This window comes from Streptomyces sp. NPDC021749, from assembly GCF_040640655.1.
GTDB lineage: Bacteria > Actinomycetota > Actinomycetes > Streptomycetales > Streptomycetaceae > Streptomyces.
The window spans coordinates 1-13949 of the sequence record NZ_JBFACE010000039.1; the positions used below are offsets into that span (position 1 = coordinate 1).

General features: G+C 70.2%; 10 protein-coding genes and 4 tRNA genes. 6 read left to right on the forward strand and 8 right to left on the reverse strand.

What is annotated here, in order from left to right; all coding sequences use genetic code 11:
- The 4 genes from AB0G35_RS29665 to purM form a co-directional block, all read left to right on the forward strand.
- A partial coding sequence (locus AB0G35_RS29665; protein ID WP_360955885.1) for an AIR synthase-related protein occupies positions 1 to 258 on the forward strand: 258 nt, incomplete at its 5' end.
- A gap of 153 nt (positions 259 to 411) precedes the next feature.
- The gene (locus tag AB0G35_RS29670; protein ID WP_360955887.1) at positions 412 to 1209 is read left to right on the forward strand and encodes a sterol carrier family protein; all 798 of its coding nucleotides are present in this window, start codon (positions 412 to 414) and stop codon (positions 1207 to 1209) included.
- A 547-nt stretch (positions 1210 to 1756) separates the two neighbouring features.
- Positions 1757 to 3316 (forward strand): amidophosphoribosyltransferase, encoded by a 1560-nt coding sequence (gene purF / locus AB0G35_RS29675; RefSeq protein WP_360955889.1) that lies wholly within the window; start codon positions 1757 to 1759, stop codon positions 3314 to 3316.
- A gap of 34 nt (positions 3317 to 3350) precedes the next feature.
- Positions 3351 to 4421 (forward strand): phosphoribosylformylglycinamidine cyclo-ligase, encoded by a 1071-nt coding sequence (purM, locus tag AB0G35_RS29680; protein ID WP_360955891.1) that lies wholly within the window; start codon positions 3351 to 3353, stop codon positions 4419 to 4421.
- Positions 4422 to 4613: 192 nt separating this feature from the next.
- Here purM and AB0G35_RS29685 read toward each other — a convergent pair whose 3' ends face one another.
- Both AB0G35_RS29685 and AB0G35_RS29690 read right to left on the reverse strand, forming a co-directional pair.
- Entirely contained in the window at positions 4614 to 4865 is a 252-nt protein-coding gene (locus AB0G35_RS29685; protein ID WP_360955893.1) for a DUF3073 domain-containing protein, read from the reverse strand.
- 313 nt (positions 4866 to 5178) lie between these two features.
- The gene (locus AB0G35_RS29690) at positions 5179 to 6297 is read right to left on the reverse strand and encodes a Glu/Leu/Phe/Val dehydrogenase dimerization domain-containing protein (RefSeq protein ID WP_360955895.1); all 1119 of its coding nucleotides are present in this window, start codon (positions 6295 to 6297) and stop codon (positions 5179 to 5181) included.
- A gap of 221 nt (positions 6298 to 6518) precedes the next feature.
- Here AB0G35_RS29690 and AB0G35_RS29695 point away from each other — a divergent pair, with 221 nt between their 5' ends.
- Positions 6519 to 7355, forward strand: a complete 837-nt coding sequence (locus AB0G35_RS29695; protein WP_360955897.1) for a hypothetical protein — start codon at positions 6519 to 6521, stop codon at positions 7353 to 7355.
- A 514-nt stretch (positions 7356 to 7869) separates the two neighbouring features.
- A complete protein-coding gene (bldC, locus tag AB0G35_RS29700; protein ID WP_003949541.1) occupies positions 7870 to 8076 on the forward strand; it encodes a developmental transcriptional regulator BldC in 207 nt (68 codons plus the stop codon).
- A gap of 541 nt (positions 8077 to 8617) precedes the next feature.
- On the opposite strand, the gene AB0G35_RS29705 is transcribed toward bldC, so the two are convergent.
- From AB0G35_RS29705 to AB0G35_RS29730, 6 genes are all read right to left on the reverse strand, one after another.
- Positions 8618 to 8863 carry a DUF6274 family protein gene (locus tag AB0G35_RS29705; RefSeq protein WP_360955899.1) on the reverse strand — a complete coding sequence of 82 codons (246 nt, stop codon included), beginning with the start codon at positions 8861 to 8863 and terminating at the stop codon, positions 8618 to 8620.
- Positions 8864 to 9168: 305 nt separating this feature from the next.
- Positions 9169 to 9243: transfer RNA gene (locus AB0G35_RS29710), tRNA-Asp, on the reverse strand.
- 92 nt (positions 9244 to 9335) lie between these two features.
- Complete coding sequence (gene hrpA / locus AB0G35_RS29715) at positions 9336 to 13424, reverse strand: ATP-dependent RNA helicase HrpA (protein WP_360955901.1); 4089 nt, start codon at positions 13422 to 13424, stop codon at positions 9336 to 9338.
- A 209-nt stretch (positions 13425 to 13633) separates the two neighbouring features.
- A tRNA-Phe gene (locus AB0G35_RS29720) sits at positions 13634 to 13707 on the reverse strand.
- 4 nt (positions 13708 to 13711) lie between these two features.
- A tRNA-Asp gene (locus tag AB0G35_RS29725) sits at positions 13712 to 13786 on the reverse strand.
- Between the two features lie 48 nt (positions 13787 to 13834).
- Positions 13835 to 13907 (reverse strand) — tRNA-Glu (locus tag AB0G35_RS29730).
- Positions 13908 to 13949: the final 42 nt, after the last annotated feature.

A 13949-nucleotide genomic window follows, 5' to 3' on the forward strand; every position in this document is an offset into this window, starting at 1 on the left:
ACCGGCGCCCGCCTCGTCGTGCCTGACGGGCTGGACGCGTTCACCTTCCTCTTCTCCGAGTCGGCGGGCCGCGCGGTCGTCGCCGTGCCCCGGAGCGAGGAAGTCCGCTTCACCGACATGTGCAACGCCCGGGGCCTGCCGGCCACCCGCATCGGCGTCGTCGACGGCGAAGAGATCGACGTCCAGGGCCAGTTCACCATTCCGCTCAACGAACTGCGCACGGCTCATGAAGGCACCATCCCGGGGCTGATTGCCTGACGTCCCGTCCCGGGCCCCGTCCACCGGTGGCCCGGATCCTTCCCGGCCGGAACGGCCCGCCAGTACGTCTGGCGGGCCGTTTCCGCGCGCGGGGGCGGGGTGCGTTCACGCAAGGGCGGGGCGGTTGTCAGTGCTGCCGCTTACGCTGATCGCATGTCTCCCGCCGCCCGGAAGTCGCGCTCCCGCCAGTACGACGAGAAGAAGACCCGAGCCGCCGTCCTCGCGCAGTTCGCGCACGTCCGCGCGGCCGTGGGCGAGCTGACGGCCGATCAGTTCGCGCGGCCGACCCGGCTGGGCGGCTGGACGGTGCGGGACCTCGCGGTGCATCTGGCGCTGGCGGTCGGCAGCGTGCCGCGGGCGCTGGCGCTGCCCGCCCCGCCGCAGGTGACGACCGCCCTGCTGGACTGGCCGTTCGCCACCGCGCCGCTCGCCGCCGGGATCGATGCGGACACCCGCGCGCTGGCGTCCGGCAACGACCCCGTGGAGCTGCTGGCGCGCACCGCGGAGGAGATCGAGCGGGTCCTGCCGCCGGAGGGTACGCAGCGCCTGGTGGCCGCCCGGCCCGGCGCGATGCGGCTGGCCGACTATCTGGTCACCCGCTGCGTCGAACTCGTCGTGCACACCGACGACCTGGCCGCGGCGACCGGCGCGGAGATCCCGTACGACCGCCAGGCGCTGGCCACCACGACGCGGCTGCTGGCCGATGCGCTGGCCGTCAAGGCGCCCGGCGGGTCGGTCGAGGTCCGGGTCCCGCCGTTCGCCGTGGTGCAGTGCGTCGAGGGCCCCCGGCACACCCGCGGTACCCCGCCGAACGTCGTCGAGACCGACCCGCTGACCTGGATACGCCTGGCCACCGGCCGGACGTCCTGGGACGCGGAGCTGGCCGCCGCGACGGTCAGCGCCAGCGGCGAGCGGGCCGGCCTCGGTGACCACCTGCCGGTCATGGCCTGACGGCCGCCATCGAGGCGGCGCGGGCGGGGTCGGCGGACGGCGTGGGTTCGGCTCTTTCGGAGTGGTCGTCCCGGGGCGGGGCGCGGCGCGCGCGGCCCCGGGGACGGCGGCGAACGGGCGGCGTCGCGTATCTCACACCAGAACGCCGGGCCGCATGCACGGCATGCGGTGCGTACGGCGCGAAAGGGGCATTCCGGATGGGCGGCCGGAAGGTGTGAGGGTGTGGCGAAAGGCCAGCTCAGAGCGGTGGTCCGGGAGATCCGCCGGACCCGTCGTCACCCGCAGCTACGCTGCTGATGCTCAGCGGCAGAGGGTGCTCGCGACGCGACCGAGGTCGCTGTGGCGCCGGCCGGCCAGATGCCGCGCGGAGCGGAGCGCCCGGCAACACACCAGGTGCGCCAAGGGCTGCGGGGTCCGCACGGGCGGAAATCCTGTCCGCGTGGCCGTGACCACGTCAAGCGCGCTTCCCGTCTCTTTCATGCACTCATCCAGGTGCGCGGCCATCCCCGGTTCGGATGAATCCGCGACCTGCCCTAGACTCAAGGGCGTGCCACGTGGTGACGGACGACTCAACCACGACCTGCTCCCCGGCGAGAAGGGCCCCCAGGACGCATGTGGCGTCTTCGGTGTCTGGGCTCCGGGTGAAGAGGTCGCCAAACTCACCTATTTCGGGCTGTACGCGCTGCAGCACCGTGGACAGGAGTCCGCGGGCATCGCAGTGAGCAACGGCTCCCAGATCCTCGTTTTCAAGGACATGGGCCTGGTCTCCCAGGTCTTCGACGAGACTTCCCTCGGCTCCCTCCAGGGCCATATCGCCGTGGGCCATGCCCGCTACTCCACCACCGGTGCCTCGGTGTGGGAGAACGCCCAGCCGACGTTCCGTGCCACCGCGCACGGTTCCATCGCGCTCGGCCACAACGGCAACCTCGTCAACACCGCCGAGCTGGCCGAGATGGTCGCCGCGCTGCCCCGCGAGGGCGGCCGGGCCACCCAGGTCGCGGCCACCAACGACACCGACCTGGTGACCGCCCTGCTCGCCGGCCAGGTCGACGAGGACGGCAAGCCGCTGACCGTCGAGGAGGCCGCCCCGCGCGTCCTGCCCAAGGTCAAGGGCGCCTTCTCGCTCTGCTTCATGGACGAGCACACGCTCTACGCCGCCCGCGACCCGCAGGGCATCCGCCCGCTGGTCCTCGGCCGCCTGGAGCGCGGCTGGGTGCTGGCCTCCGAGACCGCCGCCCTGGACATCGTCGGCGCCAGCTTCATCCGGGAGATCGAGCCCGGCGAGATGGTCGCCATCGACGAGGACGGCCTGCGCAGCAGCCGCTTCGCCGAGGCCCGCCCCAAGGGCTGCGTCTTCGAGTACGTCTACCTCGCCCGCCCGGACACCGACATCGCTGGCCGGAACGTGTACCTCTCCCGCGTGGAGATGGGCCGCAAGCTGGCCGCCGAGGCGCCCGCCGACGCGGACCTGGTGATAGCGACGCCCGAGTCCGGCACCCCCGCCGCGGTCGGCTACGCCGAGGCCAGCGGCATCCCGTACGGGTCCGGCCTGGTCAAGAACTCCTACGTCGGCCGGACCTTCATCCAGCCCTCGCAGACCATCCGCCAGCTCGGCATCCGCCTCAAGCTCAACCCGCTCAAGGAAGTCATCCGCGGCAAGCGCCTGGTGGTCGTCGACGACTCGATCGTCCGCGGCAACACCCAGCGCGCGCTGGTGCGGATGCTGCGCGAGGCCGGTGCGGCCGAGGTCCACATCCGGATCTCCTCGCCGCCCATCAAGTGGCCGTGCTTCTTCGGCATCGACTTCGCCACCCGCGCGGAGCTGATCGCCAACGGGCTGAGCGTCGAAGAGATCGGCAAATCGCTGGGCGCCGACTCGCTCGCGTACATCTCCATCGACGGCATGATCGAGGCGACCACGATCGCCAAGCCGAATCTGTGCCGCGCCTGCTTCGACGGCGAGTACCCGATGGAGCTGCCCGACCCTGAGCTGCTGGGCAAGCACCTCCTGGAGTCGGAGACCGCGGTACCGACGAAGTCCGACGTGGACGGCGTCCAGACGCTCACCGCCGGGGTCGGCGGGGCCGACGCGCTGCGTCGCCCGTAGAGCTCGTACACACACGACACGAAAGTTCTCAGCCATGTCCGCTGAACCTTCCGGCGCCAGCTACGCGAGCGCGGGCGTCGACATCGAAGCCGGCGACCGCGCCGTGGACCTGATGAAGGAGTGGGTGAAGAAGGCCACCCGCCCCGAGGTCGTCGGTGGGCTCGGGGGCTTCGCCGGCCTCTTCGACGCCTCCGCCCTCAAGCGCTACGAACGCCCGCTGCTGGCCTCGGCCACCGACGGCGTCGGCACCAAGGTCGACATCGCCCGCAAGATGGGCGTCTACGACACCATCGGCCACGACCTCGTCGGCATGGTCGTCGACGACCTGGTCGTGTGCGGCGCCGAGCCGCTGTTCATGACCGACTACATCTGCGTCGGCAAGGTCTACCCGGAGCGGGTCGCGGCGATCGTCAAGGGCATCGCCGAGGGCTGCGTGCTGGCCGGCTGTGCGCTGGTCGGCGGCGAGACCGCGGAACACCCGGGCCTGCTGGGCGCGGACGAGTTCGACGTGGCCGGCGCCGGTACGGGCGTCGTCGAGGCGGACCGGCTGCTGGGCGCGGAGCGCATCCGTACGGGCGATGCGGTGATCGCGATGGCCTCGTCCGGACTTCACTCGAACGGGTACTCCCTGGTCCGGCATGTCCTCTTCGAGCGGGCCGGGATGGCCCTCGACCAGGAGGTCGCCGAGTTCGGCCGGACCCTGGGCGAGGAGCTCCTGGAGCCCACGAAGATCTACTCGCTGGACTGCCTGGCGCTGACCCGCACCACCGAGGTCCACGCCTTCTCCCACATCACCGGCGGCGGTCTCGCCAACAACCTGGCCCGGGTCGTCCCGGACGGGCTGCACGCCACCGTCGACCGCGCGACCTGGACGCCGGGCCCGGTCTTCGACCTGGTCGGCAAGGCCGGCTCGGTCGAGCGCCTGGAGCTGGAGAAGACCCTGAACATGGGCGTCGGCATGATCGCCGTCGTCCCGCAGGAGTCGGTGGACGTGGCGCTGACCACGCTCGCCGACCGCGGGGTGGACGCCTGGGTCAGCGGTGAGATCGTCGAGCGCGGCGACCACGCCGACGCGGTGACCCTGACCGGTGACTACGCCGCCTGAGCCGATCGGCCGCCGCGCCGGCACCCGCCGGTGCGGCCGCCGCTACGTCGCCTCCCCGGCGGACCGGCACGGCCGGTTCCCGGCGGACCGGCGTCCGGACGCTGGCGTTCCGGGCAGCACAAAACCCGGCCCGGGCGATGCCCAGGACCGGGTCCGTGATGCTGTTAGCGGGTGCCGCGAGCGTGCAGAACGTCAAGCGCGACGACGCTGCTGGGAGGAGTCGCCCTCGTCCTCGTCATCATCGTTGTTGTACAGCTCTGCGTACCGTGCATACGGGTCGTCTTCGTCATCCTCGAACGGCTCCGCGTTCGGAGGCTGCTGGCTCGACGGCGCCGTAGTTGCACCCAGCTCGCTGGCCAGTGCTGAGAGATCCGTCCCACCGCTGTTGTACTTCAGCTGGCGGGCGACCTTTGTCTGCTTGGCCTTGGCCCGGCCGCGCCCCATGGGTCGACCCCCTCAGTGACGGGGCTCGATGGCCCCAGAGTCTTGACACGCGTTCATGGATCAGAGCGGGCTCTCGACAGAGAGACCGGCCCGTAGAGCTTTAACGGTACCTGCTTCCGCGGCCATACGGTACGTCGCCCGCATCACCCGCCGCTCGGCACGACCTTCAGGGTGCCCCGTCCCCGCTGGTCAACTGCGATTTTAACCTGTCCCGTACGGCGACCCGCCGACGGGTGGTGAGGGATGTCTCCCCGACCGGCCGTGGCGGGCCGCGCAAGGTTGTGTTTCCGGCCGTCCTGGCCGGAACTTTCGGTCAGCTCCGCCGCGCCTCCGCCATCCGCTGCTCCGCCAGCCGGTCGGCGGCCGCCGCCGGCGGGATTCCGTCCGCCTTCGCACGAGCGAATATCGCCAGCGTGGTGTCGAAGATCTTCGCCGCCTTGGTCTTGCAGCGGTCGAAGTCGAAGCCGTGCAGCTCGTCGGCCACCTGGATGACACCGCCGGCGTTCACGACGTAGTCGGGGGCGTAGAGGATGCCGCGGTCGGAGAGGTCCTTCTCGACGCCGGGGTGCGCGAGCTGGTTGTTGGCCGCACCACAGACCACCTTCGCGGTGAGCACCGGCACCGAGTCGTCGCTGAGCGCCCCGCCCAGCGCGCACGGCGCGTACACGTCCAGGCCCTCGGTGCGGATCAGCGCCTCGGTGTCCGCGACCACGGTGACCTGCGGGTGCTCGGCCCGGACCCGCGCCACCGCGTCGGCCCGGACGTCCGTGATCACGACCTCGGCACCGTCCTTGAGGAGGTGCTCGACGAGGAGGTGCCCGACCTTGCCCACACCGGCGACGCCCACCTTGCGCCCGCGCAGCGTCGGATCGCCCCACAGGGCCTGCGCCGAGGCGCGCATGCCCTGGAAGACGCCGTAGGCGGTCAGGACGGAGGAGTCGCCGGCGCCGCCGTTGGCGGGGGAGCGGCCGGTGGTCCACTTGTTCGTACGGGCGACCACGTCCATGTCGGCGACGTACGTGCCGACGTCGCACGCGGTGACGTAGCGGCCGCCGAGCGAGGCCACGAACCGGCCGTAGGCGAGCAGCAGTTCCTCGGACTTGATCAGATCGGGGTCGCCGATGATCACGGCTTTGCCGCCGCCGTGGTCCAGCCCGGCGAGGGCGTTCTTGTAGGACATGCCGCGCGACAGGTTCAGTGCGTCCAGCACGGCCTCCTCCTCGGAGGCGTAGGCGTGGAAGCGGGTGCCGCCGAGTGCGGGGCCCAGCGCGGTGCTGTGGATGGCGATCACTGCCTTCAGGCCACTGGCCCGGTCCTGGCAGAGAACGACCTGCTCATGGCCCCCTTGTTCCGATCGGAACAGGGTGTGCAGAACGCCGCCGTCGGTGCCGGCGGGGGCCGGACGTACGTCAGTCACGGTGGTGACTCCCATAAGTCGCGAAGGACGCCCTCCTACGGGTGGGGAGGGCCGGTTGGGAAGAGCGTAAGACCTGCGGCGGCGGTTGATCGGTCAGGTGCCGAGGATCACCCTCTCCCGGGGGACGGACGTGGGACGATCTGGTCGTATCGCAGGCCGGTCGGGGGCCCATGGGCGTGTCGGGCACGCCGTGCGGCGGGTCCTTGGGCGGTGGACTTCCCTCGTAAGGAGCGGGTGTGGCCCTGGCGTCATCGGTGAACGTCCCGTACATGGCATATCTGCGGGTCTACGAGCCGCTGGCAGCGTTCCCCGAGCCGGAGCGCTCCCACTGGGCGCGCTATGCCAAGCGGGAGGACACCCCCACCGCCCAGGACGAGCAGCGCCGGGCGCTGGCCGATCTGCTGCCGACCCCGCCGGTGCCGGTCCCGGTCCACGAGAGCGCGGACGCCTTCGTCGCGGTCGTGAACGAGGTGGTGTGCGTCTGCCCCTGGCGCACCCGGCTGCGCGGCTGGCAGGCCCTGGAGGGGCTGGAGGAGCTGCTGCCGGCGGCGGTGCTCGACGCGGCGCTGCCCCCGGTGGTGCGCCGGCAGGCCGCCACGGACTACGAGCAGTGGCGGGAGCGCAACCCCGACGCCCGGCCGTGGATCCGCGGCGCGTCCTGGCACGTCCCGGTGCGCTGGTTCGTGCTCTTCGACGACGCCGAGCGGGAGTACGCGGAGGGTGACGAGGGGACCGTGCTGCGTTACCGAACGCCGATGGTGCAGGCCAGACGGCGGGTCGCGCGGGCGCTGCGGACGCTGCGGAACGCCCTGGAAGAGGGCCCGCTGATCGACGGCCTGGTAGATGTGGGGCGCTGGCTCGAAGAATTCCACCCGCGCTCGCTCGTGGAGCTGGACTACGGAGGGCTGGTGCACGCGGTGCCCGAGGGGCAGCTCGCCGAGGACCGTTCCGCCGCCGAGGTGGCGGAGGGACTGGCGGCGCTGCGCGAGGGGGACGGCGAGCGGGCCGGTGCCGCGTACGAGAAGCTCTCCCGACGGTGGCGCGCGATCCGCGAACGTCAGTTCTCCAGCTGACCGGCCGAACCCTTTCCCGAGTTCACGGTGCTGTCGTACGGTGCTCGCTTCGCGGCGGTCGGGCGGTAAGGGACGTAGGTCCCTAACCGGGCGATTGCCTCAAGCGTGACCTAAAGCACTTACTTCGGGTCTTGCTAGCAAGCCTCTTCCTCGTGCCAAAATAGGACAAGGAGCCCGACGCGGGCTCCTTCCGTCCAACTAAGGGCGGATAGATCGGTATTGCGGTCCTTGAGGGGTCTCGTGGCGGCTGAGCACGCTGTGACTGATCGTCACGGCCGGGTGACTGTCCGCTATGGCACGGTCCATCGGCATCCGCCGAGGTTGAACACCTGAGAGGGCAATTCCATCGGTTTGGCCGACGTGGCTGGACAGATGGTGTAGTTGTAGTGCCGAGGACAAGCCGTTCGTCCTATAACCGACTCGGCCCGCGTCCGCCATTTCGGGCAACGTGGGTCAAGGTGCAGAATTTAGAGGAAAGAACCGTGATGGTTCGGTTCTCCCGAGGAGGCCGCTCATGACCGCTCGCACCCCTGACGCCGAGCCGCTGCTGACCCCTGCCGAGGTTGCCACGATGTTCCGTGTCGACCCCAAGACGGTCACCCGCTGGGCCAAGGCAGGCAAGCTCACGTCCATCCGCACGCTCGGAGGGCACCGGCGTTACCGCGAGGCTGAGGTCCGCGCACTGCTGGCGGGCATTCCGCAGCAGCGCAGCGAGGCCTGAAAAGCCGCGTAGCCAGGCCGTTTTCGGGGCCCCCAACCCGAAAACGCCCACTTCGCGCACCAGGCTCGACCTGCTCCACCACGCTTCACACAGCTTCATACGACGCGGCGCCTGACCCCAACAGGCCCCACACCCGCTCCATCTGGGTACGTCACCGATCGCGCTGGACTCCGCCGGGTCCAGCGCGATTTTTTTGTGTACGGCCGCTCCAGGGCCGCTCAGAGGGCTCGGGTCACCTGTTGCCCGGGCCGGCGTCCGGTGGCGCGCACGGTGCCTTCAGGGGCCCTCTGAGGGCCTTCGGGAGTGACTCCGGGAAAGGGCATTCGAGATGCCCGAGCGGTGGTGCAATTGCACATATTAAATTGACCCGTTGTAGGGAGGGTGTAAGTTCCCCGTCCGACGAAACTTGTTCGGTGACTCCCGTCACACGGCGTGCCGCTTGAAGCGATCCGCCCACTGCGGTAGGGGAGTTGCCGCCTCTTGAGAGGCCCTTCCGCTTCCCACCCTGCCACCGGACAAGACGTCGCGCAGGCGTCCTTGGTCACCGCGGCGCGGGATTTTTGTCCTCGGCCGCCGACGGCTCGCAGGCGGCCGTGGTGGGGTCCGGGGCGGAAGCGGGCGCGGACGGCGCCGCGGCGGGCCCGGAGCGGGCCGTGTGCGGCTCCATGGCGAGCCGCAGCAGCTGATGGCAGATGGGGCAGTGCCGCATCAGATGCCGGTAGCCCGTGGCGGCCGCCAAGTGAGCCCGCAGCAGCGCCCTGGTTTCGTGCCGTACCGCAGTCGTCATCGTGCATACCTCCCCGGCCCCCACAAACCTCCCCAAGTGAGTACCGGCGCCGGAAGGTCCCGTCAATACAGCGGGCAGCAAAGCCGTCACGGCGCGCAGCCGACGGCGCGCGCCGGGCGGTACGCGGCGAACGAGGAGCGGACCGGCGCACGGCAAACGCAGAACGGCCCGCATCCAAGAGGATGCGGGCCGAACAGATGCGGTCCTGACGGGATGTGCCGTGTCCGATGGCGGCTTCGCTGTGGGCGCGGCCTCTCCGGGCAGCAGTACGGCCCGCATCCTCGGGGGATACGGGCCGTAAAAAGCGGTCCTGACGGGATTTGAACCCGCGGCCTCCACCTTGACAGGGTGGCGAGCACTCCAAACTGCTCCACAGGACCTTGCGTTTCGCTTTCCGCTTGCGGCGGGCTGCGAAGCAAGACTGTACAGCAGGTCAGGGGGTGCGGTCGAACTCGCTACCGGAGGCCGCCCCTCAGGCGGGCACCGCCGCGTCCACCGCCTTCATGATCCGCTTGTCGGAGACCGGGTACGCGGTCCCCAAGGCGTGCGCGAAGTAGCTGACCCGGAGCTCCTCGATCATCCAGCGGATCTCGCGGGCCTCGGCCGGCACCGCCCGGCCCGGCGGGAACTGCTCCAGCAGCCAGGCGTATTCGTCCTGCATCTCCTTCACCTTCGCCATGCGGGTGCGGTCCCGCTCCGCGTTGGTCGGCAGCTGCGTCAGACGGCGGTCGACGGCGATCAGATAGCGCATCAGGTCCGGCAGCCGCTTGGCGCCGTGCGCGGTCACGAAGCCGGGCTTGATGAGCTCCGCCAGCTGCTCCTTGACGTCCGTCAGCGACGGCAGGAGCGAGGGGAAGGAGGTCTCCTTCAGCCGGCGCTCGCACGCCTGCCACGCGGCCAGCACCTCCTGCACCTGCTGGATCGTCCGCAGCGTGACGTCCACCAGGTCGGCCCGGACCGCGTCGAACAGCTTGCGGAAGGACTCCTCGTCCCACGCCGGGCCGCCCCGCGCCGCGATCAGACGGTCCGCGGCGGCCGTCACGCAGTCGTCGAAGAGCGCCGCGATCGAGCCGTGCGGATTGCGGGACAGGGCGAGCTTCTGCTGGTTGCTCAGCTTGCCCTGGGCGAACTTGGCCGGATTGGAGGGGATGTTGAGCAGGATGAGGCGGCGGGTGCCCGCCCACATCGCCGACTGCTGCGCGGCCTCGGTGTCGAAGAGCCGGACCGCGACGCTGCTCCCCTCGTCCACCAGTGCCGGATACGCCTTCAGCAGCTGGCCCGCGCGCCGGGTCTCGACCGTGCGCGGCAGGGTGCCGATCGTCCAGGACGTGAGGCCGGTGCGCTGCTCCACGCCGGCCGGTGACGCCTCGTTGGCCGGGCCCTGGCCGCCCTTGCGGCCCCGGCCGGGCCGTTCGGCGGCCTGCTCGAAGGCCTTGGAGATGGCCGCCTGGGTCTTCGGCTTGAGCTTGTGCCGCAGCGCCTCCAGGTCCTTGGCCTCGGCGAGCTTGCGCCGCCGCTCGTCGACCACCCGGAACGTGATCTTCAGGTGGTCCGGGACCTTGGCCGTGTCGAAGTCCGCCGGGTCGACGGGCACGCCCACCATCCGCTGCAGCCCGGCGGCCAGCGCGGTCGTCAGCGAGCCCTGCAGCGGGACCGCGGAGTCCAGGAAGCGGGCCGCGAAGTTCGGCGCCGGGACGTAGTTGCGCCGGATCGGCTTGGGCAGCGACCGGATGAGCTCCGTCACCAGCTGCTCGCGCAGGCCCGGGATCTGCCAGTCGAAGCCCTCGGAGGAGACCTGGTTGAGGACCTGCAGCGGGATGTGGACGGTCACGCCGTCCGCGTCCGCGCCCGGCTCGAACTGGTACGTGACCTTGAACTTCAGCTTTCCCTGCCGCCAGGAATCCGGGTAGTCGTCCTTGGTGACGGCCTCGGCGGATTCGTTGATGAGCATCGAGTGCTCGAAGTTCAGCAGCTCCGGCTCGTCCCGGCGCTTGGTCTTCCACCAGGAGTCGAAGTGGGCGCCGGAGACGACGTGGTCGGGGATCCGCCGGTCGTAGAAGTCGAAGAGCGTCTCGTCGTCCACGAGGATGTCGCGGCGCCGGGCGCGGTGCTCCAACTCCTCGACCTCACCGAGGAGTTTGCGGTTGTCATGGAAGAACTGGTGGTGGGTGCGCCAATCGCCCTCGACCAGGGCATTGCGGATGAACAGCTCCCGCGAGGTCTCCGGATCGATCCGGCCGTAGTTGACCTTGCGCTGGGCGACGATCGGGACGCCGTAGAGCGTGACCCGCTCGTACGCCATCACCGCGGCCATCTTCTGTTCCCAGTGCGGCTCGCTGTACGTGCGCTTCACCAGGTGCTGGGCGAGCGGCTCGATCCACTCCGGCTCGACCTTCGCGTTCACCCGCGCCCACAGCCGGGAGGTCTCGACCAGCTCCGCGGACATCACCCAGCGCGGCGGCTTCTTGAAGAGCGCGGAGCCGGGGAAGACCGCGAACTTGGCGCTGCGGGCGCCGAGGTACTCGTTCTTGGCGTCCGTGTCCTTCAGGCCGATGTGCGAAAGCAAACCTGCGAGGAGGGAGGTGTGGATGTGGTCCGGTGCCGCGTCCTCCTCGCTCAGATGGATCCCCATCGTCTTGGCGACCGTGCGCAGCTGGGAGTAGATGTCCTGCCACTCGCGTATCCGCAGGTAGTTCAGGAACTCGTTGCGGCACATCCGGCGGAAGGCCGACGAGGAGAGCTCCTTCTGCCGCTCGCGCACATAGCGCCAGAGGTTCAAGAACGCCAGGAAGTCGCTGGTCTCGTCCTTGAAGCGGGCGTGCTGCTGGTCGGCCTGCTGCTGCTTGTCGGACGGACGCTCGCGCGGGTCCTGGATGGACAGCGCGGCCGCGATGACCATGACCTCGCGGACGCAGCCGTTGCGGTCCGCCTCCAGCACCATCCGCGCCAGCCGCGGGTCGACCGGCAGCTGGGAGAGCTTGCGGCCGGTCTGCGTGAGCCGCTTCTTCGGGTCCTTCTGCTTCGGATCGAGTGCGCCGAGCTCTTCGAGGAGCTGCACACCGTCCTTGATGTTGCGGCGGTCCGGCGGATCGATGAACGGGAACTTCTCGATGTCGCCGAGGCCCGCCGCGGTCATCTGCAGGATGACGGAGGCCAGGTTCGTCCGGAGGATCTCCGCGTCGGTGAACTCGGGACGGCTGAGGAAGTCGTCCTCGGAATAGAGCCGGATGCAGATGCCGTCACTGGTCCGGCCGCAGCGGCCCTTGCGCTGGTTGGCGCTGGCCTGCGAGACGGGCTCGATGGGCAGCCGCTGGACCTTGGTGCGGTAGCTGTAACGGGAGATCCGGGCCATGCCCGGGTCGATGACGTACCGGATGCCCGGCACGGTCAGCGAGGTCTCGGCGACGTTCGTGGCCAGCACGATCCGGCGGCCGGTATGGCGCTGGAAGACGCGGTGCTGTTCGGCGTGCGACAGCCGGGCGTACAGCGGCAGCACCTCGGTGTGCGGCAGCTGCTTCTTGTTGAGCGCGTCCGCGGTGTCGCGGATCTCCCGCTCGCCCGAGAGGAAGACCAGGATGTCGCCCGGCCCCTCGGCCTGCAGCTCGTCCACCGCGTCGCAGATCGCGGTGATCTGGTCGCGGTCCGCGTCCTGGCCGCCCTCTTCCAGCAGGGGGCGGTAGCGCACCTCCACCGGATACGTACGGCCGGACACCTCGACGATCGGTGCGCCGGGGGCCGCGTCACCGTCGCCCGACGCGGCGCCCGCCGCCCCCACCGTGGCGAACGAGCCGAAGTGCCGTGCGAACCGCTCCGGGTCGATGGTCGCGGAGGTGATCACGACCTTCAGGTCGGGGCGCCGGGGCAGCAGCTGCGCCAGATAGCCGAGGATGAAGTCGATGTTGAGGCTGCGCTCGTGCGCCTCGTCGATGATGATCGTGTCGTACTGGCGCAGCTCGCGGTCGGTCTGGATCTCCGCGAGCAGGATGCCGTCCGTCATCAGCTTGACGAGGGTGTCGGCGCCGACCTGGTCGGTGAAGCGGACCTTCCAGCCGACCACCTCGCCCAGCGGGGTCTTCAGTTCCTCCGCGACGCGTTCGGCGACCGTACGGGCCGCGATCCGGCGCGGCTGGGTGTGCCCGATCAGACCGCGCACGCCCCGGCCGAGCTCCAGGCAGATCTTCGGGATCTGGGTGGTCTTGCCGGAGCCGGTCTCGCCGGCCACGATCACGACCTGGTGGTCGCGGATCGCCGCGAGGATGTCGTCCTTCTTCTGGCTGACCGGCAGCTCTTCCGGATACGTGATCTCCGGGACCGCGGCGCGCCGCTGGCCGACCCGCAGCTCGGCCTCGTCGATGCCGTCGGCGATCTCGGCGAGCACGGCCGCCCGGGCTTCGGGCTTACGGATCCGGCGCGCGCCGTCGAGCCGGCGCCCCAGCCGCTGCGCATCGCGCAGCATCAGCTCGGGCAGGCGCTCAAGCAGCGCGGGGAGGGTGGGAGCAGCGGTGCCGGGCGGGGTGGAGGAGATGCCGTCGGGCAGGGCGGAGGCAGGCTGACTGGACATACGTCCCCCAGGATCTCACCTCGGGTGAACGACTGGCGAACCATTTGCCGGCCCGGCCGGGCTCCCGCCCGCTTACGGCTCCTGCACGGGAATGCCGGACATCGGCGGCTTGGCCGACGGTGCCGCCCGAGGGGCATGGGGAGGGGGAAGTGGCCGGCGCAACGACGAAGGCCCCGGTTCGAGGAACCGGGGCCTTCGTCCAAAGGGTGTGGCTGGGGCCGGGGTCGAACCGGCGACCTATCGCTTTTCAGGCGATCGCTCGTACCAACTGAGCTACCCAGCCGCAGCGGTCCTGACGGGATTTGAACCCGCGGCCTCCACCTTGACAGGGTGGCGAGCACTCCAAACTGCTCCACAGGACCTTGCATTGCGTGAAACCGGCCTGAACCATTCTCACACACGGTGATGCGTGCCCCCAACGGGATTCGAACCCGTGCTACCGCCTTGAAAGGGCGGCGTCCTGGGCCACTAGACGATGAGGGCTGGTGGCCTCCTTGGCGTCGTTACCGGCGCCGTCGGGGACGT